Genomic DNA, 21,074 nt, shown 5'->3' with positions numbered 1-21,074 from the left:
GAGATAGTATGGAGAACCGATTACCCCGGACAGGGTCTGATGAAATGGCTTTTGGCCTGTTGAGCGGCGCTCTTGCCGCGAACCCTTTTCCGATGCTCGCACAGATGCGATCGCAAGGCGCACTGGTGCCACTCCCACTGCCCATAGGAGCGGGGCACCAGACCTGGATGATTACGCGCATGGAAGATGCCGTGCGCGTGCTCAAAGATCAGGCTCACTTTACTGTCAATCCCACGTCCATTGGCATGGAAGATATTTTCATGGCAAACAGCGTTGATGCACTCTCCGATCCATCTGATTTCCTCTTCCGGGACGCGATGATTTCGGTGGACGAACCAGATCATCGGCGACTGCGTCGACTGGTCTCTCAAGCCTTTACTCCCAGGTATATTGAAAGCTTACGTCCCACTATTCAGCACATGGCCGACGAACTGCTCGATGCGGTGCAAGATCAGGGCCAGATGGATCTTGTCCAGGATTTTGCTTATCCCCTGCCCATCAATGTCATCTCGGAGATGCTGGGCGTTCCTCACGCAGATCAGCCACAACTCCGCGTCTGGTCTGAGGCGCTGGCAAGAAGAATGCCTGGTCTGGGCAGGCGAGATGAGCAGAGCCTCGCGCACATACGAGCGTTTGCCGCCTACGCCAGGCAACTGGTCGTGGAGAAACGGCAGCATCCCGCCAATGACCTGACGAGCCAGCTCGTGCAGATGAAAGAAGCAGGAGACCATCTCAGCGAGGACGAACTGCTCTCGATGATTACCCTGCTGATCTTCGCGGGCCACGAGACGACCTCAAACCTGATCGGGATCGGCACCCTGACGCTGCTGGATCACCCCGATCAGCTGGCGAAACTCCAGGCCGATCTGAGCCTGGTCCCGGCTGCCGTCGAAGAGCTCTTGCGCTTCAATGGGCCAGTTACGATGGGGGCAGCGCGTTTTGCCACCGAGGATCTGGAACTCGCCGGGCAGCCCATCAACAAAGGCGATGTCCTGTTGATCGCGCTCTCCTCGGCGAACCGGGACGAGACGCAGTTTACGCAGCCAGACGAACTGGATATTGTGCGTACGCTGGGCCGCCACATCGCGTTTGGGCAAGGCATCCATATCTGTCTGGGTGCACCGCTGGCTCGCCTGGAGGGAGAGATTGCCTTTACCACGCTTCTCAAACGTATGCCTGCCCTGCATCTGAACGTTCCCCGCGAGATCATCACCTGGCGGCTCAGCAGCAACGTACGGGGGTTGACGGCTCTGCCCGTAGCTTTTTAACAGACAGAAAGGAAGCAAAGGACATATTGATGACGACACATCCACATACTCAATCTCCGGTGATCATTGTTGGCGGCGGCCTCTCGGGCCTCTCAGCCGCCGCCTATCTGGCGCGAGCCGGTCATGCCGTGACGCTTTTTGAGAAGGCCAGCACCCTTGGTGGACGTGCCAGGACCCGCGAGCAGAATGGTTTCTTTTTCAATCAGGGAGCACATGCGTTCCGTTTGCATGGATCAGGTGACCAGGTGCTGGGTGAACTTGGCGTTTCCTATAGCAGCACTGCACAATCGCAGCCCTCCGGAGCCTCTATCCTTGCGGATGGGAAGCTCCATCTCATGCCCGCTGGAGCATCCCTTTTGGAGATACCTTTCCTGGCAGACACCGTCAGAGAAGAATTGACGCACGTGTTTGGTCTTCTCCCACACCTGAACTTTGAGAAGCTCCAGGGGATAAGCATGCAGGAATGGCTCGAACAGGAGGTCCAGCATCCGCAGGTCCGCCAGATTCTTCTTGCAAGAGCACGCATCTCAACCTATACCGATGCACCTGATCTGCTCTCTGCCGGTCTGGCCCTTTCTCTGATGATCAGGCAGGTATGCTATCTAGATGGTGGCTGGCAAACACTGGTGGATGGTCTCCGACAACAAACGCAGGAGGCGGGAGCACGTCTCATCACGCAGGCCAGGATCAAGGCGATTGAAGTAGCTGGAGAAGGATATCGCGTGCGCCTGGCGGATAGTTCAGGCTACGATGCAAGCGCGGTGGTGCTTGCCACTGATCCAGAGACGGCCTGTGCTCTGGTTGCCGATGGGACGCACGAGGTGCTGCGACGCTTCGCTGCACAGGCGATTCCGGCTTCTGTGACCTGCCTCGATATCGCTCTACGCCGCCTCCCCAGAGTAGAGAACCTTACCGCTTTGTGCGTGGATCGTCCGCTCTACTATTCGGTGCATTCCGCCTCGGCACATCTCGCGCCGGAGGGGAGCGCTTTGATCCATCTCATGAAATATCTGCGACCCGGTGAATCGGCGGAACCAGAGGTGAACAGGCAAGAGCTGGAAGCACTGATGGATCTTTTGCAGCCTGGCTGGCGGGCTGAAGTCGTAGAGCAGTCCTTCTTGCCGCATATGATTGCCTCCAATGCCATTGTCCAGGCGAGATATGGTGGTCTCTCCGGGCGTCCCGGCCCAGAGGTTCCAGGACTCCCCAATCTCTATGTCGCGGGCGATTGGGTCGGCCCGGAAGGGGAAAAGGCTGAGGCTTGCTTTGCGAGTTCCAGGAGTGCTGCCATGCTGATGATAGAGAAGCTCAGCGATAGGCAGGGCGCGCCAAATTGGACACGAGCCTTGTAGTCGACGCTGCTCCCGCCAGGCTTCCCAGCACCTGCTGTATCAACGTGCTGGGAGGCCTGGCATATTCTTTGTGCTTGATAGCTTTCCACTATCCGGCGTTTGATGTTTCGGGTGAGGTGTTTTGCGCTTGCGTGGGGCCGCTCAGTCCCAGCTTATGTTGTGCGATATTTCCGCAATCCCCCGATCGCGCGCCTGCTTCCGCTTAGAAAAGCTGATGAACATCTAATTCATTGGATTTGCGGCCAGGACAGAAATTCGGAAATTTCGCAGCTACGCGCCAGGAGCCATTTGCATTTCAGGTATTGGCATTTCCTCGAGAACCACTATTTCACAGTCCTCTGCCCAATGCAGATGGTGATGGCCTTTCACCATTTCCAATGCTTCATCCATGGTGTTGGCTTGCAAGATAGACATGCCGATGATCTTGCTATCGGTTTTCGTAGTTCCGGTCTTTGTCACCTTCACGGCATTACCAAGTGGTTTTCCCGGATCAACCAGTGCAGGTCCTATTTTCTCTGCCCAGTCAATCCAGAACTTCATACCCTTCATGGCTTCCTCAGGTGTTGCCTGGGCAAACCGCTCTGCTACTGCCAGCGGCGCATAATAGAGAACAATGTATCTTCTCATTAAATCACTCCTAAGTTGTTAATTGCTTCTTATGCTGGAAAATAGTCATTTTACTCTTTGGTTTGATGACCAGATCGCTCTGCCTGCTTTGCCGCTTCCATTATCATCTGGAGGGTACGTGCAAAGAGCAAGTACGGATAGCCTACCAGAAGTCGATCAGGAAAAACATCTTCTATCTTGCTCTCTTCCGTTCGCATCTGGAAAATCCCAACATGCTCCGGATCTTCCGCATTTTGTGTGATTCTGGAACCTCTCAAATAGGTGTCCAAAAGAGAAGATTGGTCGCACGCGTCCGTTCATCTCTCGGCAAGAGCTTTCACGGATGTTGCGCGGGAGATTCCTATGGCGGCGCGAATTTCAGGGATGGAATGGCTCTGGTCGTCGAACATACGCTTTGCTCGAGCAATTTTCCCATTGGTCTTGTTTCCCAGAGAAACCATTCCATAAGCGGATAGTTGCCCCCTGTTTTGTCCATTCGAGGGAATGGCAGAGACTTGTCAATCGGAGTTAGAGTGAGTAAAGTAAGGCATGATAATCGAAGAAGAACTGCCGTTGTGCGAGAAGACCTGCGAGAATCCCTGGCACAGCGAGACAAACGTATCCAGCTGAAAGCGTTGCTCGTCCAGCAAAGATCTTCCTATTTGGAGGCATGAGAAACCATGGATAAACGCGTATCTGAAATCAAACCGCAATCGTGGCTCGTCTCGCCAGGCCGCGAATTTTCACCTGGCGCTCCACTGAACGTCCCGCTGGTCCCCGCATCAAACTTTATCATCGGCAGGGGGCGTGAATATGCACGTGATGATGGGACTCCAACCTGGGAAGCACTTGAAGAAATCGTTGGTGGGCTTGAGTCTGGGAAGGCCGTGGCGTTCGCCTCCGGCATGGCCGCTATTGCCGCCGTGTTTGATCAGCTTGCGGCTGGTGCCGTTGTGATGCTCCCCGATGATTGCTATCAAGGGGTTGCAGGCTTAGCCGCAGCAGGTGCCGAAAGACAACGTTGGTCGGTGCAGCGTGTGGCAGTGGATGATACCGCTGGCTGGATTCACGCCTGCAGCGTCGCTGACCTCATTTGGCTTGAATCTCCCTCGAACCCCTGCTCGCGGTTGCAGATTTGGAGGCTGTCTGCACGGCACCACGCAAGCCTGGAGCAATCGTCGCCGTAGACAACACCTTCGCCACGCCTTTGAATCAGCAGCCGCTTGCCTTCGGTGCCACGGTATCTCTGCAATCAGCAACCAAGTTTATTGGTGGCCACTCCGACTTATTAGCAGGGGTCGCTACAACAAAGGATGAGGCCCTCTGGCATGCGCTCTTGAGGTCCCGTGAGCTTACAGGTGCGACACCAGGAACGCTTGAAGCCTTCCTGGCTGTTCGTGGTGCGAGAACCCTCGCGCTTCGGTTACAACAGGCCCAGCAAACAGCCATGATGCTTGCAGAGCGGCTTGAGGCGCACCCACTGGTCACTTATGTTCGGTATCCAGGCTTGCCCTCACATCCGACGCATGCAACTGCCAAACGTGTCCTCAAGGGCTTTGGAACCATCATTTCGTTCGATGTGCATGGAGGAGCTGAGTTTGCTGATGAAGTCTGCCGAAACGTCAGGCTTATTCGCCATGCCACCAGTCTGGGAGCAGTGGAATCAACGATGGAACGAAGAGCTGCGATCCCAGGACAGGGACACCTTCCACCCTCGCTCCTCCGACTCAGTGTTGGGACCGAGGACGCCGACGACCTCTGGGCGGATCTCGACTCGGCGATACGCTCTGCCGCACAGTGAGTACACATCCGTTCTATGAAACTTACCCAAGCGATGCGCGGTAAGCGCGAGGAATTGGGAAAGACGTTCTTCTTTTTCTCGTGATAGGTGGAGGGCTAAGCCTCAAAACCGTCCGGTTTTGAGGCTCCTCGGTTCATCATCCATTATTTCTCTGCGACTACGAAGGTCGCATTCTGGCGCTCAAGTTCCTTGACTGCACCGCTGCGCCAGCTCTCTGCCAGGGATGCAGACATGGGATCGGGAAAGATGTCTTCCTCTCCCTTCTCTACTCCATCGAAGATAGCTCGCGCGACGGACTCTGGAGAAGCCTTTGGTATGTCCAGGGATTTGGACATCTCGGTATCTATCGGTCCAGGTAGGACGGCATGAACGCTTACACCCTGTCCGGCCAACAAAGCGCGTAGTGATTGTGTCAGATTGAACGTGGCTGCCTTTGCGATTGAGTAGGGCGGAATGACTGGTAAGGCGGCCAGGGCAGCCACGGATAGAACATTGACGATAGCTCCTCGAGAATGAGTGAGGAGCGGCAGGAAGGTCTGGGTCATGTCGTAGGTGCCGTAGAAGATGACGGCGAGATGCTCTTCGATCGCAGTCCGATCGTTCAAATTCTCAGAAAGCGATATACTGGCATTGTTGATAAGGATATCAAGAGAGGTGACCTGCTCAGCAACTTCCTGAATCAGGGCTGCGTTTGTTATATCCAGGGTCAAAGGCGCGACGCGCTCATCTGAATATTCCAATGGAACACGCGTACCGGCATACACCTGCCTGGCGCCTCTCTTTAATGCTTCCTCAACCAGCGCCTTCCCAAGGCCGCGATTGGTGCCTGTGATCAAAATGGTTTTGCCTGTGATGTTCATACGTTTCCTGATCCTTTCTTTCCTCTGTATCTTGAAGTATTTGATAGAACTGCTTAAGAGGATAGGTCACTTGCGAATTGCAAGTATAAACAGAGTATATCTTCGGACGCCGAGAACATCTATGTTCAATTGTCTCGAAGGATTGTCTGATCGTCTTAAAAGACTCTCCTTTTTTGCGATACAACCCACTTGACAACCCGTAAGTTGATCCATATACTTACTAATATTGACGTAATATAATTTCAAGGTTGAATAATTATTCAATCAGCAAAGCCACTGAGCACGAGGAAGGGACGCTTTCCTACTGCGTAGCCAGATCTCAAGTTGTATTGCACGGGTTATTGTCAGGTGTGTATCGGCACAGATGAATGTGCCGTAAATAGCCTCAACAAGGAGGTTCTCGTGGCAAAAGTGTTTCGTTTGATGCGCTACCCTCTCTTATTTTTCGTTGTCGTGTTGAATTTGAGTGCCTGTATGTCAGCCAATACCAGTCCACCGGCAGGGGTCATGACCGATGTCGGTACCCCACGTAACCAGACCTTGATTTTTCAAACTTTCGACGGCAAGACCAATAATCCGGACAACATGAACCCCATGATGTCGGGATATGCCGTCTGGCGCGGCTTCCGTGAGCTTGGCTGGGGATCGCTCTGGGAGATGAACACTGCCACGGGTCACTCGTACGGCGAGCTTGCCGATGGTTTTCCACAGGTATTGGACAGCCAGCATACGGGCTTTCGTGTGAAACTGAAGCCGGGCATCTATTGGAGTGATGGCGTTGAGTTGACGACTGATGATGTCATCTATACACTGGACACCTACTTCAAGGACAAGAGCAAGCTGACCGGTTCGGGTGTCAGCGTCATTACCAACTACGTAAAGTCATACAAAAAGATCGATAAATACACCTTCGAAGTGACGACCGTGAAACCGGCCTACGACTTTGTCACCGTCATGGGCGTCTACACCTGGGGACCTGCATTTATCATCGTTCCCAGGCACGTATTTGAGAAGCAGGCGGACGTATCGACCTTCCTGAACACCAATCCTGTGACCCTGGGGCCATACACCGTGAAATCCTACGATAAGAACGGCTACTGGCAGCTCTGGCAGCGCAGATCGGACTGGAAGCGTTCCGCATGGGGGTGGATGGGTGAGCCCAAGGCTCAATATGTGCTCTACAAAGATTTTGGGACTGAAGAGACGCGTACCCTGGCCTTTATCAAAGATCAGTACGATGTCGATACCTTTATGAGCCCGGATAGCATTCAGGGCGCCGAGGCGAAGAATTCCGCTATTTCAACGTTCTCTTCAACCATGCCCTTCAACGATATGGGTGACGCCTGTTCCTATGGCATTCTGATGAATCAGGAGAAAGCTCCTTTCAACCAGGCGGCGGTTCGTTGGGCCCTGGCTCTGACACTGAATCTACAGGGTGTGGGTATGAACGCACTCAATGGGCAATTCAGAGCATCGGCCCTACCGATGTCAGATACGCATATCTTGCGGCCCCTGTACTTTAATCCCCTGCAATCCTGGCTCAAAGACCTGACCCTGTCGGATGGGTATCATCCCTACGATCCGAGCTTTGCCAATGAGCTGTCTTCCAAACTGCAGTCGGCAGGAAACTCAGCCTCAGCGCTGCCGCAGGCCGGGCAGGCAACCAGTGACGCGTTCGGCCTTGGCTGGTGGAAGTATGATCCGGCTGAAGCCCAGAAATTGTTGAGCACGGTGGGGATCAAGAAGAACAGTAACGGTGTGTATACCTTACCCAATGGTAGCATCTGGCAGCCGGAACTGGTGGTTCCCAGTGACTGGAATACGGTCATGGAGCGCATCGGTTTCTCGATTGGTGACAGTTGGAAGAAAGCCGGTATCCAGGTGAACGTTCGGCAGGTGGACAATGGCGAATTTACCACGGTGCAGAACACCAATTCCAAGCTCACGATGGAGCTCAACTGGAATAGCTGTGTCTTCAATTCGAATTACCTGAACTCCTGGCGCAGCATCCAGCCGAGCAACCTGCTGCCTGCCGACTCAAATACGTCGATCAATGGCAACCCTTTCCGCTGGAACGATCCCACGGTGAGCTCATTGCTCAACGCGAGTAGCCATATGGACTCATCGTCGCCGCAGTTCATCGCCAATGGCCAGGCCATCTCTAAAGAGTTCATCACGAATATGGCCTATATTAACCTGATGAACATTCCCACGACGATCCCCACCAATAGCTACTACTGGAGGGGCTTTCCCAAGCAGAGTAACTACTACTCGGCGCCATATAGCTGGTGGAGTTCGGCCAAGATGATCGTGCTGCATATCCAGCCGACCGGAAAATAGTAGGGCAGGTAGGATGAGGGTCGCTTTACGGGACCCTCATCATTCACGGATAAGGTGTAGCATGGGTTTTCTGCAATATCTTCTGAAACGAATTGTGACCTACATCGTCGTGTTGTTTATCGGGATCACGATTACCTTTTTCTTGCCCCGCTTGTTGCCGAGTAACCCGATCGACAACTACATTGCGCAGATGCAGAACCAGGCCGGGCAGACGCTCACGCCTGAGGCAACCCAGAAGTTGCGTGTCTCGCTTGAGCAACTCTATGGGCTCAATGGCAATATCGTCACACAGTATCTCACGTATCTCAAGCGGATCGTGCTGAATTTCGATTTTGGTCCCTCTCTCTCGTCCTATCCACGTCCAGTATCGCAGATGATTTTTGCCGCGCTCCCATGGACCATCGGATTGCTGGTCTCGACGACGATTATCGCCTGGCTGCTGGGAAATGGTATCGGGCTGGTTGCGGGGTACTTTAACAACAATCGGGCCGCGACTGTGCTCGAAGTGGTGGGTGTGGTGCTCTATCCCATCCCCTACTACGTGATGGCGCTGTCGGTGATCTTGCTGCTGGCCTATGTCTGGCCGATCTTCCCGCTTTCCGCCACATTTCAGACGGCGGGGATATCGTTTGGGCAGATCAGCACGATCCTCTATAACTCCGCCTTGCCTGCGTTAACCCTGGTCCTGACGGGGTTTGGCTGGAATATCTTGAGCATGAAGTCATTGGCATACGCGACGAAAGAAGAGCCCTACGCAGTCTTTGCGCGTCTGAAGGGGACCTCGGATTGGACGAGGATGAGCAGCTACGTCTTTCGCAATGCCATGCTTCCTCAGATTACGTCACTGGTGCTCTCGATCGGCACGATCTTCAACGGGGCCTTGATTACCGAGATGTTGTTTTCTTATCCAGGACTCGGACTGTTGATGCGAACCGCGGCGGGGAGCGGAGACTACAACCTGCTCTATGGGTCGATTACGATGTCGATCATCGCCGTTGCGACCGCCGGACTGATTCTTGACCTCGTGTATCCGCTGTTCGATCCACGTATTCGATATAGGTGATAGCTATGAATCTGAGTCTTCGCCTCAGACGAGTGAGGCATGCCGCATCGGCCAGCGCGGTGCCGACGAAGCGACGGAGAGTGACGAGCAATGTACGCCTCGTACTAGGGGCGGCTATTCTGGCGGTTTTCGTGATTGGATGCCTGGTTCTGCCGTTCTTTACGCCTGTCGACCCGTCTCTGCAAGGAACGTACTTGAAGAATTTGCCCCTCAGTGGACAACATCTGCTCGGAACGAATGCTCTGGGGCAGGACATCTTCTGGTACCTGGTGTTCGCCGTGCGCAATTCGTTATTGCTTGGCGTGGTTGTCAGCCTGGGTATTACCATTATTTCAACCATCATGGGTCTCAGCGCGGGCTATATCGGAGGGTGGTATGAGCGTATTATCACGCTGTTCATCGATGCCTTTATTACGATCCCGGTGTTGCCAATCTTGATTGTCTTAAGTGCTCTGGTGAGAGGAAATACGTCATTCCTGGTGATCGGAGCGATCCTGATCATCTTTGGCTGGGCGTGGGGGGCACGCACCGTGCGTTCGATGGCGCTGTCGCTGCGGGAGCGCGAGTTTGTCAACATGGCGAAGTTCTCGGGGGCCACGACCTTCGATATTCTGATCCGAGAGATCTTCCCCTATGTCTACTCGTACATGGTCGTGCATTTCATCAATACGATCCTGTTCGCGATCAATACCGAGGCAGCCCTGGCGGTCATCGGGCTCTCGAAGGTCTCCGTCCCCACCCTCGGGTCGATTCTTTTCTGGGCCTTGAATTACAATGCGTTGCTTATCGGGCAACTCTCCTGGATCGTGGCGCCAATTGTGGCGACCGTGCTGCTCTTCCTGGGCCTCTTCCTGATATCTACCGGCTACAACGAATCCTTTGCAACGAGACGAGGTGTCGAATGATCCGATTGAATAATGTTGTCGCCACCTATACCACGCGGCGTGGCAGTATTAATGCGGTCGATGGGATCAATCTGGAGATCCCTGACGGCATCACTCTGGGGATTGCCGGTGAATCTGGCTGCGGCAAATCAACCCTGATGAAAGTGATCTACGGCGACCTGGGCTTTCCCCTGACGCTCTCCTCGGGCAATATTGAGTATGGCTTGAACGATGAGCGAGGGAAAGCGATCACCAGTAAGACGATCCGCAGGCAGTGGTTCCGCCACATTTCGTATATTCCTCAGAGTTCGATGAGCTCGTTGAACCCCGTGACGCGTATTCGTGATCAGTTTGTGGATTTTCAGGGTCCGGGAAGGAACAAAGCCAAAATTCTGACGCAGGTACGGGCATATATTCAGCAGTTAGGCTTGCCGGAGGAGTCGATCGACTCGTATCCACATCAGCTCTCGGGGGGGATGCGGCAGCGTATCATGGTGGCGATGGCTACGTTCTTCCAGCCAGAAATCATTCTGGCGGACGAACCAACCACGGCTCTGGATGTCGTGGTGCAGAAAAGTATTTTGCAACTGCTCATGAACCTGCAGGAGCAGATGGGCAACACCATCATTTTTGTCTCCCACGATATGGGGGTCCATTATCAGATCACGCATCGCATGCTGGTGATGTATGCCGCCAAAGCGGTGGAATATGGATCGTCCGAAACGGTGTTCTCGCAGCCGCTGCACCCCTATACGCGCATGCTGATCGAATCGTTGCCGATGGTCGGAGATGATCAGATGCGCCAGGGCGTGCCAGGTAGCCCTCCCAGCCTGTGGAGTGTCCCGCAGGGATGCCGTTTCGCCGCCCGTTGCTCGCTCGCCACGGATCTCTGTCGCGAGAAAGAGCCAGCCTTTATTGAGCATCGGCCGGGGCACTTTGCCGCCTGCCACTATGCGGGGAATGAGCAGAAGGTGAGCGAGAAGACAGCATGAAGACCATTTTGAAAACCGAGCATCTCAATAAGACGTACCGGTTGGGCAGTTTTCCACGCAATGTCGATATCCAGGCCCTCAAGGATGTGAACATCACTATTGAGAGCGACGAACCGGTCATCGTCAGCGTTGTTGGGGAGTCTGGCAGCGGCAAAACGACCCTGGCCAAGGTGATATTGCGACTGGTGGAGCCAACAGCGGGCAAGGCCATCATCTACGATCAGCCGATAGCAGGGGAGGGCGCAAAGCCGGCCAGAGCGGATTTTCTGAGTATGGTTCAACCCATCTTTCAAAATCCGTTCGAGGCTTTTAGCCGTTATCGCACTATCGATTCCTATTTGTATGAGACGGCGACGAGGGTTAAACGCCTCAACAAAGCGCGAGCGATCGAGGCGATGGAAGAGGTCCTGTCCTCAGTTGGGCTTGAATACAAAGACGTACGGGGCAAGTATCCCAACCAGTTCTCCGGTGGAGAACTGCAGCGCATCTCGGTGGCCCGGGCCCTCATCCCGAATCCCAACATTCTTGTCGCCGATGAGCCGGTGAGCATGATCGATGCCTCGCGGCGTATGATTATTATTAACCTCTTCCGCTCGCTCAAGCAGGAGTACCAAACAAGCATTCTGTATATTACCCATGATCTTGCCACAGCTTATTACATCAGTGATTACATTGTGGTGATGAACAAGGGGAGTATCGTTGAGTTTGGGAAGGCCAGGCAGGTGTTGTCCGATCCACAACACGCCTATACACGGCTGCTCTTAAGCTCGATTCCTACCCTCAAGCAGAAGTGGGAACGCGTAAGGAATGATTGAGAACGTGTCGAAATGCCTATAACGATATTTTCCTATCTGTATCTATATTATTAAGGAAGGGAAACGATGGTGAACGAAACTGCAAGTGTTGAACAGTGGGGGATCTTTGAAGTAACGCTGCATGGTCCTGGGGAGGGAAATCCTTTTCAGGACGTCGAGCTCACTGCCCAGTTTAGGTATAAGCACCGCGCCATTGAAGTGGATGGTTTCTACGATGGGGACGGCACGTATCGCATCCGCTTTATGCCGGATACGCAGGGCGAGTGGATGTATCGCACGCAGAGTAACTGTGCCGAGCTGCGCGATGTCGAAGGGAGCTTTAGCTGCCATGCTCCTGACGCAGGGAATCATGGTCCCGTGCGTGTCGCCCATACCTATCACTTTGCCTATGCCGATGGCACACCGTATAAGCAGCTCGGTACGACCTGTTACGCCTGGACGCACCAGGGAGATGAACTTGAGGAACAGACGCTGGCGACCTTGAGTAGCGCTCCTTTTAATAAGCTGCGGATGTGCGTCTTCCCCAAGCACTATGCCTTTAACGAGAACGAGCCCGAGTTCTACCCATTCCCCTGTCTCTCACGCGGGTCCAGTAAGTGGCAGGGGAAATGGGACGCCGATGTATTTGAAGGCTGGTCGTTTGATTTTAGCCGTTTTGATCCGGCCTTCTTTCAGCATTTTGAGCAGCGCGTGGCCGATTTGATGGAGCGGGGTATTGAAGCTGATATCATTCTCTTCCATCCCTATGATCGCTGGGGATTTTCGACGATGAGCCCCGAGCTCGATGATCGCTACTTGCGCTATATCGTGGCCCGCCTCTCCGCCTATCGGAACGTCTGGTGGTCGATGGCGAACGAATATGATCTGATGCGCAGTAAGACGATGGACGACTGGGATCGCTTCTTCCGCATCGTGCAGGAGCGCGACCCCTATCAGCATCTGCGCTCGATCCACAACTGCCATGGATTTTATGACCATGCGAAGCCCTGGGTGACGCACCAGAGCATCCAGCATTCGGACCTGGCCCACACCCTTACCTGGCGCGAAGAGTACAAGAAGCCTGTCGTGGTCGATGAATGCTGCTACGAGGGCAACATCCCGTATGGCTGGGGCAATATTTCTGGCTTAGAGATGGTCCACCGCTTCTGGGAGGGGACGGCCCATGGCGGCTATGTTGGTCATGGGGACACATTCTTGCACCCGGAAGATATTCTCTGGTGGGCTAAGGGTGGCGTCTTGCATGGAGAATGCGCACCTCGCCTTGCGTTCTTCCGCAAGGTCACGGGGCAGAGCCCGGCCGCTGGCCTCGATCCGATCCCGGATGTGTTGTTTATGTTCTCCTGCGTCGGGCAGCCCCATGAGTATTACCTGACCTACTTCGGCACCCATCAGCCAGCGCAGATGACGTTCAGGCTGCCGGAAGGCGAACGGTACCAGGGCGAGGTGATCAATATCTGGGACATGACCGTCACACCATTGGATGAACCGGTTGTGCGCAACGCCGTCGTGCAGTTGCCTGGGAAGCCCTACCACGCGCTCGTCCTGCGCCGTGCTGACTAGCGAGTTTTCTTTGATGTAATACATGTATAAAAAATTGGACATTGAATATATGTTTGGGAGGACACTATGGCCAATTACGAATTTGGGGCAGGTATCTGGATGTTCCAGCAGTTCATTGATCGTTATGCGACCGATGCCTATGGGCCGGAAGTCGACACCATAAAAGCGATTGAGAAAGCGGCTGAAGTAGGAGATATTCGCGTCCTTGATATTAACTATCCATTCGCGGGCGATGGTGTTACCGTCGCAGAGGTCAGGGAAGCGCTGAAGCGAACGGGCATACGAGCCCAGGCCATTACGCCGCACCTCTATATGCGTGAATTTCAGCTGGGAAGCTTCACCCATCCTGATCCGAAGATCCGGCAAAAGGCCATTGATCTGGGCACGAAGGCGATAGAGATCGCGCATGAGCTTGATGCGCGCTATGTCAAGTTCTGGCCCGGCCAGGATGGTTTTGACTATCCTTTTCAGGTTGACTATCAGCGTCTCTGGGATAACTCGGTTGAGGGGATTCGCAGCGTGGCACAGAGCGATCCCTCCATGCAGTTTGCCATCGAATATAAGGCCAAAGAGCCGCGGAGCCATATGTTTTTCAACTCTTCGGCGCGTACCCTGCTGGCGATCGAGGATATGGGTGTGGACAATGTTGGCATCGTGTTTGATCTGGGGCACTCCTTCTTCGCCAAAGAGACGCCGGCCGAGGCGGTACAGCTTGTCGCGCGGCGTGGCAAACTGGTCAGCATAGAGCTCAATGATAACTGGCGTGAGTGGGACGACGATATGGCTGTTGGGACGGTTCACCTGATCGAGACGCTTGAATTTCTTGCCGCGCTGCGCACGATTCAGTGGCAAGGTCCCTTGTTGCTCGATCAATTTCCATTTCGAGAGAACTCTGTCGAGGCTGCACGGAGCAGCATTCTCACCATCCGTGCGCTTGAGCGTGTACTGGACCGCCTGGACCTCAATGCTTTGGCCGCGGCGCAGGGGCGACACGACGCGCTCGCCGCGCAGCGCGTAGTCCTTGATCTGCTATTGGGAACAGGGCTGGTAAAGGATCATGACTGATGATTACAGATAACGTCAATGCGCTGTCTCAAATGGCAAACACGGTGCGTCGCAGAGACGTGCAGATGATTCATGATGCCGGGCTTGGGCATGTCGGTGGCGATTTATCGGCCACCGACATCCTGGTCACCCTCTACTTTGGCGTGCTCAATATCGATCCGCTCCATCCCCAGGCGCCTGATCGGGATCGTTTTATCCTGAGCAAGGGACATTGCGCAGGAGCGCTCTATACTACCCTGGCGCATGCTGGTTTCTTTTCCGTCGACGAGCTCAGCACATTCGTTCAACCTCTCTCAAGGCTGAATGGGCATCCAGATCGGAAGAAAGTGCCCGGTATCGAGACCAATACCGGGCCGCTCGGCCACGGGTTGCCCGTGGGGGTTGGGTCCGCGCTGGCGGCGAAAATGACTGGCAAGCCGTGGCGGGTATTTGTGCTGACCGGAGATGGTGAGTTACAAGAAGGCAGTAACTGGGAGGCTGCCATGTCAGCGGCCCATTTTCAGCTGGATAACCTGACGGTGATCGTTGACCGCAACCGCTTGCAGCAAGGTGACCTGACCGAGCATACCATGCACCTTGATCCGCTTGCCGACAAATGGCGAGCCTTTGGGTGGTCGGTGCGCGAGGTTGATGGGCATAATCACGAACAGTTGTTGTCGACCTTTACAAGCCTTCCACTTGAACAGGGTAAACCGAGCTGTATTATCGCGCACACCCATAAGGGAAAAGGTGTCTCATTCATGCAGGACAACGTCGCCTGGCATCACAGGGTTCCCAACGAGAAAGAACTCGCCATCGCCCTGAAGGAATTGGAAGAGGAAGTTCTATGACCCAGCTTTATGATTGCCGCGATGCTTTTGAAGAGACACTGCGGACACTGGCCGAGCAGGATGAGCGTATCGTCACCGTGGTCAATGATTCCGTTGGCTCTAGCAAACTGACGCAATTTGGCAAGAACTATACCGATCGATTGATCAACGTTGGTATTGCTGAGCAGAATATGGTTGGTGTGGGGGCCGGGCTAGCTCATGCAGGTCTGATCCCCTTCGTCTGTGGCGCGGCGCCTTTTTTGACCGCGCGTGCGCTTGAGCAGATTAAAGCTGACCTTGCCTATTCTGACGCGAACGTCAAACTATGTGGCATGAGTAGTGGTATGGCGTACGGTGAACTGGGCCCAACCCACCATTCGATTGAAGATATGGCCTGGCTGCGGGCGATTGCCAATATGACGGTCATCGTGCCAGCGGACCCGATAGAGACGGTGCAGGCCGTCCAGGTGGCGGCGACAACCAGTGGACCGATGTTTCTGCGCATCAGCCGAATGCCGGTCCCTCTTGTGCATACTGAGCAGTATCGCTTTGAGATTGGCAAGGCCGCGCTGCTGCGCGAGGGAAGTCATGTGACCTTGATCGCGAACGGTGTCCTGGTCGCGCAGGCGTTAGAGGCCGCTGATCTGCTCGCGGCCAGAGGTATCGAAGCTCGCGTTCTCAATATGTCGACAGTTCGCCCACTGGATAGAGAGGCTGTGGTCGCGGCCGCCAGGGAAACCGGGGGCATTGTAACGGTAGAAGAGCATACGGTCGTTGGTGGATTAGGGAGTGCCGTTGCGGAGGCCGTGGTGACCGCATGCCCTGTCCCCATGCGCATCCTTGGCGTCCCGGGAGTGTTCGCGCCTACCGGTTCGGCATCATGGTTGTTGCACCACTTTGGCCTGACGGCACAGGGAATCTTTGACGCGGCAATGGAACTGATAGAAGTAAAGGTCTCGCAATGATGAGGGAGAATGGTACGATACTGGCGATCGACCAGGGGACGACCAATACCAAGGTTCTGCTCATTGATGGGCAGGGGCGCGTTGTTGCGCAAAGTTCGCGGCCCGTCGCGCAATGGTATCCGCAGCCATCGTGGGTGGAGCAGGATGCTGATCATCTCTGGCAGAGCGTGTGCCAGGCCATCGACGCGTGCCTGGCGTCGGTGGATGCTCCCCGACCGGAGGCGATCGCCATTACCAACCAGCGCGAGTCAGTCGTGATGTGGGATCGAAAGAGTGGGCGGCCGCTTGCTCCGGTGATTGGCTGGCAATGTCGGCGCACAGCGGATTTTTGTACGCACCTGCGTGAGCAGGGACTGGCCTCGTTTATCGCGGAGCGTACTGGCCTGACGCTAGATCCCCTCTTTTCCGCCAGCAAGATGCGTTGGCTGCTTGATCATCTGGAGAACGGCCAACAGCGCGCGGCCAGCGGTGAAATCTGCCTGGGGACGGTCGATAGCTGGTTGCTCTGGAATCTGACCGGGGGGCGTGTTCATGCCTGTGATTTCACCAATGCCGCGCGGACGCAGGTATTTGATATTCGTACACTGGAATGGAGTGACGATCTGCTCTCGGTATTTGGTATACCGAGGGCGGCATTGCCAGACGCGCATCCGTCTAAAGCGAGATTTGGGAGCAGCGTCGCGCTCGGTCATCTCCCGGCTGGTGTGCCAATTATGTCAATGATCGGCGATTCGCACGCCGCGTTATTTGGGCAGGCCGGTTTTGTCCCCGGATCGGTAAAAGCGACGTATGGTACGGGTTCATCATTAATGACGCCAACGCGTGAGATGGTCGTGTCAAAGTGCGGTCTCTCAACGACCATTGCCTGGGCACTTGATCGGGAACACGTGACCTATGCGCTGGAAGGGAACATTTCTGTGACGGGGGCGGCGGTGCAATGGTTGGGCGAGTTTCTCGGAACGAAAGAGCCAACGGTGGAGATTGCCCGGCTGGCTGACCAGGTCGAGAGCGCTGAGGGACTATACCTGGTCCCGGCCTTTGTCGGGCTGGGGGCTCCCCATTGGAATGATGCAGCTCGTGGCCTGATCTGTGGGATGACGCATGGATCGACAGCCGCGCACCTGGCTCGTGCTGCCCTTGAGGCGATAGCCTATCAAATTCGCGATGTTTTTGATATTATGGAGACCGAGGCGCAGACAGAGCTCAAGGTACTTCTTGCCGATGGAGGAGCCAGTCAAAATCCAACGTTGATGCAGTTCCAGGCAGATATTATCGGACATCCCGTCTTGCAGAATACCTCCGCTGATGTTTCCGCGCTCGGGGCCGCCTACCTGGCTGGCCTGACCACGGGATACTGGCAGACACTTGATGAGATCACCCAATTATCCAGGCAACAGAATATTTTTGAGCCCCACATGTCTGCTTCTTGCCGAGAAGCACTCTATGCAGGGTGGCAAACAGCCATCGCACGTGCGCTTTTGTGATATAACATAGAGCATAAGAGTTGCACATGCGCATTTTAATTTTACATCGTACTTGAAGGGAAGAAATACATGGCGCGAATTGATGAACTCCGCCTCATGGTAAAGGTTGCTCATCTCTATTATGATCAGGATATGACCCAGCCTGAGATTGCTGCCAAATTAGATCTTTCGCAGGCCTCGGTGTCACGCCTGCTCAAACGCGCCAAAAGAGAGCAGATCGTCCGTGTGACGGTCAACATGCCGTATGGGGTATACCCTCACCTGGAAGAACAGCTGCAAAAAGCGTATGGCTTAAAAGAGGCTATCGTGGTTGATAGCATCGAGCACAGTGACCAGATTTTGCGCGATATCGGGTCGGCGGCGGCCTACTATCTTGAAACGACGTTGCGTTCAGGAGACATCATCGGGGTCTCCTCCTGGAGTTCGACGCTGCTGGCAATGGTGGATGCGCTCCAGCCATTAGCGCGTCCATTGCAGATTCGTGTGTTGCAGATTCTCGGAGGATTGGGAAGCCCTTCGGCCGAGGTCTATGCCAGTCGCCTTGTCGATCGCCTGGCCAATCTGATGCGTGGGACCGCGACCTTCTTGCCCGCGCCTGGTATCGTTGGCTCACCCGATGTCGTCCCTGTCTTATTGCAAGATCACTATGTCCAGGCCGCGATGTCGCTATTTGACCAGGTGACGATCGCACTGGTTGGCATTGGGACACTGGAACCATCAGGTCTGCTGGCCAGTAGCGGTAACATCTTCTCTCCTGCGGAGCTAGACATGTTGCGTGCCGCCGGGGCCGTGGGCGATATTTGCCTGCGCTTTTTTGACGCCTCAGGCAATCCCGTCGTCACGCCTCTCAATGATCGTGTGATTGGCATGGGCCTGGATCAGTTGAGGAAAGCAAAAAGAGCCGTGGGCATTGCGGGCGGCCTGCAGAAGCTGAGTGCCATTCGCGGTGCCCTACAGGGCCGTTTTATTAATGTCTTGATTACCGATCGCTTTACTGCTCAGCACCTGCTTCAGATGGCGGAAACCTCCGAAATATTGCCGGCAGCTCATCCCTCTTCGTCCTTGGAATGAGATTGCGGAGTGAGAAAAGAACTCACCTACTTCTACAATATTTAAATTTTTTCAACCACTCAAAGTATACCAGAAATTATATTGATATGTACTATGATCGAAAAGGACTTTAAGCCGCTACAAGCTGTAGTGCATTCGCTTCTACACGTGACACTATTCTACTGGTAGGGCTTAGCGCATGGAGGGATTGAAGAGATTTTTTTCGGACTGATCATACACACCATTCGGCATGACGTCTAAAAGGAGCTCTAGCTCCTTTATATATAGAAGTGCAAGGGATTAGATTTAGCGTTGCCATCTGAGCACAAGGACTATCTCTGTTGGATGCCAGGCTTGCGGGCCTTCACCATGAATGTTGTTGGCATCATGTGGGCTCGCGCAAGAGAATACCATTTCTCAAAGAGTTGGTCGTCCTCCGTGGCCAGAGAGGGATTGACGTCACCTTCGATGACACGTTCTATCATCAAGCCGGCCTCGATGAGGCTATTCAGGTAGGTGCTCAATTTTCTGGGATACTGAATGACGGCTGCATCGTTGACCCACGAAGAACGTGTAATGGGATGCTCATCGCTATACGAGCGCTTGAGAACCATCTGGCCATCCTGACTTTTGAGGCATCCATAGATGGGGTGTTCCCAGCTAAAGACGAAGCTTCCACCTGGTTTTAGATAGGACGTGATAAGAGAGAGCGTACGGGCAAGATCATAGGTCCAGCCGAGTGCGAAGATCGAGATGACCATATCAAAATAGGTAGCCGGGATGCCGGGATTTTCTTCCATCGGAGATGAGAAGAAATGAGCTGTATAGCCTTTTTCCTGAAGCAGTGCGGATGCATAGCCGATCTGTGTGTCTGAGAGATCCAGGCCCCAAAGTTCGGCTGCATCGTGCTCACCCAGGTAGAGGAGAGAATGCCCACTGCCACAGCCGATTTCAAGAACACGAGCATCGCAAATGGGATCAAGCAATCTCAGGTCGTCCTCTGTTGGTGCCAATGGACCATACAGGGGGAGTGCTGTGCTTCCATAGAATTGTTGTGCTGCTTTATTCCAACCGGCGCGATTGGTTTCTTGTATGCTTGATTGATCGAGGGGATGTATCTCCACGGTTGCCTCCTTCATATATCATACTGTCTGTAGGCTGAGAAACAATATTTATTATACTGCTTTTATGGGCGTTCTTGCTGTGGCAGCCTGCCTTGCCCGATTCGTTCCTACCATGCTAGAATTGAGCGAAAAAAGCTATGGAGAGAGAAAAATATGGAAGACTGGGATTACCGCCGCACCTGGTATCATGGATCTCAGCAAGAACTCACTACATTGCGCATTGGCAGTTCTATTACGCAGGAGAAAGCGATTGCCCGTGTATTCTCTCATAGACCCTCCTCTCATCCAGACAATGTGGGATAGGTCTTAGAGGAGCATGGATTTATCCAAGCCGAAACGGAACCTATCATGGCTGTGGATCTACTGCACATGAACATAGATCTCCCAGTATCATCTCGATTAACCATTCATCGTGTTTGCACCCACGAGCAGTTGTTACAATGGTTGCGTGTGTGTTTCTCTGAATGTTTAGAAGAGCTCATTCAGCAGTGTTTTATCCTCTACTCCGGCTTGCACCTTGACGATCACAGCCCACTGCGTCTGTATCTTGGAACCATCGATGGTGAATCGGTGGCGACGTCTCTCTTGTTTTGCGGTGAGGAAGCGGCGTCATTGAGAAGTATTTTTACGCTCCCTCACTATCGATGTCAAGGTGTTGGCGCAGCGATGACGCTTGTCGCACTGCATGAGGCACGATCGTGCGGGTATCACATCGGTCTGCTGGCAGCCTCCCCAATGGGAAGTGCGCTCTATCACCGCATTGGGTTTCAGGTGTACGGGACATTTAGCGTCTACTATGTAATGATCTGAAGATGAGAAAATGTTGATGCACATAGATACATAGAGAGATGCCGGAGCTGCTAGCCCTTGCTATAATAAGCCGAAGTGGCCACCAATAAACCTGGTTGCTGATTGCAGAGACACCGTGGCACCGAAGTCAAGTCGTTGCTGATTCAAAGGTGTGCGAAGGTTGTGCTGCTCTTCTATTTGACGAGAACAATGTGTTAGGTTATATATACTATGCGGTACAGATTCT

The 21,074-nt window shown here is 53.9% G+C and carries 18 protein-coding genes and 1 pseudogene; 16 read left to right on the top strand and 3 right to left on the bottom strand.

Going from position 1 to position 21,074, the window contains the following annotated elements:
• Positions 1 to 8 precede the first annotated feature (8 nt).
• Positions 9 to 1,268 carry a cytochrome P450 family protein gene (locus AABA21_RS04760; protein WP_338247845.1) on the top strand — a complete coding sequence of 420 codons (1,260 nt, stop codon included), beginning with the start codon at positions 9 to 11 and terminating at the stop codon, positions 1,266 to 1,268.
• Positions 1,269 to 1,297: 29 nt separating this feature from the next.
• On the top strand, positions 1,298 to 2,620 hold the full coding sequence (locus AABA21_RS04755; protein WP_338247844.1) for a phytoene desaturase family protein: 1,323 nt from the start codon (positions 1,298 to 1,300) through the stop codon (positions 2,618 to 2,620).
• A gap of 270 nt (positions 2,621 to 2,890) precedes the next feature.
• On the opposite strand, the gene AABA21_RS04750 is transcribed toward AABA21_RS04755, so the two are convergent.
• The gene (locus AABA21_RS04750; RefSeq protein WP_338247843.1) at positions 2,891 to 3,247 is read right to left on the bottom strand and encodes a hypothetical protein; all 357 of its coding nucleotides are present in this window, start codon (positions 3,245 to 3,247) and stop codon (positions 2,891 to 2,893) included.
• Between the two features lie 659 nt (positions 3,248 to 3,906).
• Between AABA21_RS04750 and AABA21_RS39245 the strand changes: the two are divergent.
• Positions 3,907 to 5,027: pseudogene (locus AABA21_RS39245) on the top strand (trans-sulfuration enzyme family protein).
• Between the two features lie 143 nt (positions 5,028 to 5,170).
• On the opposite strand, the gene AABA21_RS04735 reads toward AABA21_RS39245, so the two are convergent.
• Entirely contained in the window at positions 5,171 to 5,887 is a 717-nt protein-coding gene (locus AABA21_RS04735) for an SDR family NAD(P)-dependent oxidoreductase (RefSeq protein WP_338247840.1), read from the bottom strand.
• A 402-nt stretch (positions 5,888 to 6,289) separates the two neighbouring features.
• On the opposite strand from AABA21_RS04735, the gene AABA21_RS04730 reads away from it, so the two are divergent.
• The 11 genes from AABA21_RS04730 to AABA21_RS04680 all read left to right on the top strand — a co-directional run bounded on the left by AABA21_RS04730 (position 6,290) and on the right by AABA21_RS04680 (position 18,935).
• Positions 6,290 to 8,227 (top strand): ABC transporter substrate-binding protein, encoded by a 1,938-nt coding sequence (locus AABA21_RS04730; RefSeq protein WP_338247839.1) that lies wholly within the window; start codon positions 6,290 to 6,292, stop codon positions 8,225 to 8,227.
• A 61-nt stretch (positions 8,228 to 8,288) separates the two neighbouring features.
• Complete coding sequence (locus AABA21_RS04725; RefSeq protein ID WP_338247838.1) at positions 8,289 to 9,290, top strand: ABC transporter permease; 1,002 nt, start codon at positions 8,289 to 8,291, stop codon at positions 9,288 to 9,290.
• 5 nt (positions 9,291 to 9,295) lie between these two features.
• Positions 9,296 to 10,195, top strand: a complete 900-nt coding sequence (locus AABA21_RS04720; RefSeq protein ID WP_338247837.1) for an ABC transporter permease — start codon at positions 9,296 to 9,298, stop codon at positions 10,193 to 10,195.
• Complete coding sequence (locus tag AABA21_RS04715; protein ID WP_338247836.1) at positions 10,192 to 11,166, top strand: ABC transporter ATP-binding protein; 975 nt, start codon at positions 10,192 to 10,194, stop codon at positions 11,164 to 11,166. Before AABA21_RS04720 ends, AABA21_RS04715 begins: the two co-directional genes overlap by 4 nt.
• On the top strand, positions 11,163 to 11,981 hold the full coding sequence (locus tag AABA21_RS04710; RefSeq protein ID WP_338247835.1) for an ABC transporter ATP-binding protein: 819 nt from the start codon (positions 11,163 to 11,165) through the stop codon (positions 11,979 to 11,981). The genes AABA21_RS04715 and AABA21_RS04710 overlap by 4 nt, the downstream gene beginning before the upstream one ends.
• A gap of 66 nt (positions 11,982 to 12,047) precedes the next feature.
• On the top strand, positions 12,048 to 13,541 hold the full coding sequence (locus AABA21_RS04705; protein ID WP_338247834.1) for a DUF5060 domain-containing protein: 1,494 nt from the start codon (positions 12,048 to 12,050) through the stop codon (positions 13,539 to 13,541).
• 66 nt (positions 13,542 to 13,607) lie between these two features.
• Positions 13,608 to 14,606: a sugar phosphate isomerase/epimerase family protein gene (locus tag AABA21_RS04700; protein ID WP_338247833.1), complete on the top strand. Its 999-nt coding sequence runs from the start codon at positions 13,608 to 13,610 to the stop codon at positions 14,604 to 14,606.
• Positions 14,606 to 15,436, top strand: coding sequence for a transketolase (locus tag AABA21_RS04695; protein ID WP_338247832.1), 831 nt, complete (start codon positions 14,606 to 14,608; stop codon positions 15,434 to 15,436). Before AABA21_RS04700 ends, AABA21_RS04695 begins: the two co-directional genes overlap by 1 nt.
• Positions 15,433 to 16,380: a transketolase family protein gene (locus tag AABA21_RS04690; protein WP_338247831.1), complete on the top strand. Its 948-nt coding sequence runs from the start codon at positions 15,433 to 15,435 to the stop codon at positions 16,378 to 16,380. Before AABA21_RS04695 ends, AABA21_RS04690 begins: the two co-directional genes overlap by 4 nt.
• Positions 16,377 to 17,864, top strand: coding sequence for an FGGY family carbohydrate kinase (locus tag AABA21_RS04685; RefSeq protein ID WP_338247830.1), 1,488 nt, complete (start codon positions 16,377 to 16,379; stop codon positions 17,862 to 17,864). Before AABA21_RS04690 ends, AABA21_RS04685 begins: the two co-directional genes overlap by 4 nt.
• A 69-nt stretch (positions 17,865 to 17,933) precedes the next feature.
• Positions 17,934 to 18,935 carry a sugar-binding transcriptional regulator gene (locus AABA21_RS04680; protein WP_338247829.1) on the top strand — a complete coding sequence of 334 codons (1,002 nt, stop codon included), beginning with the start codon at positions 17,934 to 17,936 and terminating at the stop codon, positions 18,933 to 18,935.
• A gap of 311 nt (positions 18,936 to 19,246) precedes the next feature.
• Here AABA21_RS04680 and AABA21_RS04675 read toward each other — a convergent pair whose 3' ends face one another.
• Positions 19,247 to 20,038 carry a class I SAM-dependent methyltransferase gene (locus AABA21_RS04675; RefSeq protein ID WP_338247828.1) on the bottom strand — a complete coding sequence of 264 codons (792 nt, stop codon included), beginning with the start codon at positions 20,036 to 20,038 and terminating at the stop codon, positions 19,247 to 19,249.
• A gap of 153 nt (positions 20,039 to 20,191) precedes the next feature.
• Here AABA21_RS04675 and AABA21_RS04670 point away from each other — a divergent pair, with 153 nt between their 5' ends.
• Both AABA21_RS04670 and AABA21_RS04665 read left to right on the top strand, forming a co-directional pair.
• The gene (locus AABA21_RS04670) at positions 20,192 to 20,341 is read left to right on the top strand and encodes a hypothetical protein (RefSeq protein ID WP_338247827.1); all 150 of its coding nucleotides are present in this window, start codon (positions 20,192 to 20,194) and stop codon (positions 20,339 to 20,341) included.
• A 45-nt stretch (positions 20,342 to 20,386) separates the two neighbouring features.
• A complete protein-coding gene (locus AABA21_RS04665) occupies positions 20,387 to 20,848 on the top strand; it encodes a GNAT family N-acetyltransferase (RefSeq protein WP_338247826.1) in 462 nt (153 codons plus the stop codon).
• Positions 20,849 to 21,074 lie beyond the last annotated feature (226 nt).

This window comes from Dictyobacter halimunensis (assembly GCF_036245075.1).
This window is presented reverse-complemented; position numbering and strand designations above follow the sequence as displayed.

What these genes read in the sequence shown, in the direction of transcription:
- AABA21_RS04755 (WP_338247844.1), top strand. Translation starts at nt 1,298, where the DNA reads ATGACGACACATCCACATACTCAATCTCCGGTGATCATTGTTGGCGGC.
- AABA21_RS04700 (WP_338247833.1), top strand. Translation starts at nt 13,608, where the DNA reads ATGGCCAATTACGAATTTGGGGCAGGTATCTGGATGTTCCAGCAGTTC.
- AABA21_RS04710 (WP_338247835.1), top strand. Translation starts at nt 11,163, where the DNA reads ATGAAGACCATTTTGAAAACCGAGCATCTCAATAAGACGTACCGGTTG.
- AABA21_RS04725 (WP_338247838.1), top strand. Translation starts at nt 8,289, where the DNA reads ATGGGTTTTCTGCAATATCTTCTGAAACGAATTGTGACCTACATCGTC.
- AABA21_RS04735 (WP_338247840.1), bottom strand. Translation starts at nt 5,887, where the DNA reads ATGAACATCACAGGCAAAACCATTTTGATCACAGGCACCAATCGCGGC.
- AABA21_RS04690 (WP_338247831.1), top strand. Translation starts at nt 15,433, where the DNA reads ATGACCCAGCTTTATGATTGCCGCGATGCTTTTGAAGAGACACTGCGG.
- AABA21_RS04685 (WP_338247830.1), top strand. Translation starts at nt 16,377, where the DNA reads ATGATGAGGGAGAATGGTACGATACTGGCGATCGACCAGGGGACGACC.
- AABA21_RS04720 (WP_338247837.1), top strand. Translation starts at nt 9,296, where the DNA reads ATGAATCTGAGTCTTCGCCTCAGACGAGTGAGGCATGCCGCATCGGCC.
- AABA21_RS04665 (WP_338247826.1), top strand. Translation starts at nt 20,387, where the DNA reads ATGGCTGTGGATCTACTGCACATGAACATAGATCTCCCAGTATCATCT.
- AABA21_RS04760 (WP_338247845.1), top strand. Translation starts at nt 9, where the DNA reads ATGGAGAACCGATTACCCCGGACAGGGTCTGATGAAATGGCTTTTGGC.
- AABA21_RS04695 (WP_338247832.1), top strand. Translation starts at nt 14,606, where the DNA reads ATGATTACAGATAACGTCAATGCGCTGTCTCAAATGGCAAACACGGTG.
- AABA21_RS04680 (WP_338247829.1), top strand. Translation starts at nt 17,934, where the DNA reads ATGGCGCGAATTGATGAACTCCGCCTCATGGTAAAGGTTGCTCATCTC.
- AABA21_RS04750 (WP_338247843.1), bottom strand. Translation starts at nt 3,247, where the DNA reads ATGAGAAGATACATTGTTCTCTATTATGCGCCGCTGGCAGTAGCAGAG.
- AABA21_RS04715 (WP_338247836.1), top strand. Translation starts at nt 10,192, where the DNA reads ATGATCCGATTGAATAATGTTGTCGCCACCTATACCACGCGGCGTGGC.
- AABA21_RS04670 (WP_338247827.1), top strand. Translation starts at nt 20,192, where the DNA reads ATGGAAGACTGGGATTACCGCCGCACCTGGTATCATGGATCTCAGCAA.
- AABA21_RS04705 (WP_338247834.1), top strand. Translation starts at nt 12,048, where the DNA reads ATGGTGAACGAAACTGCAAGTGTTGAACAGTGGGGGATCTTTGAAGTA.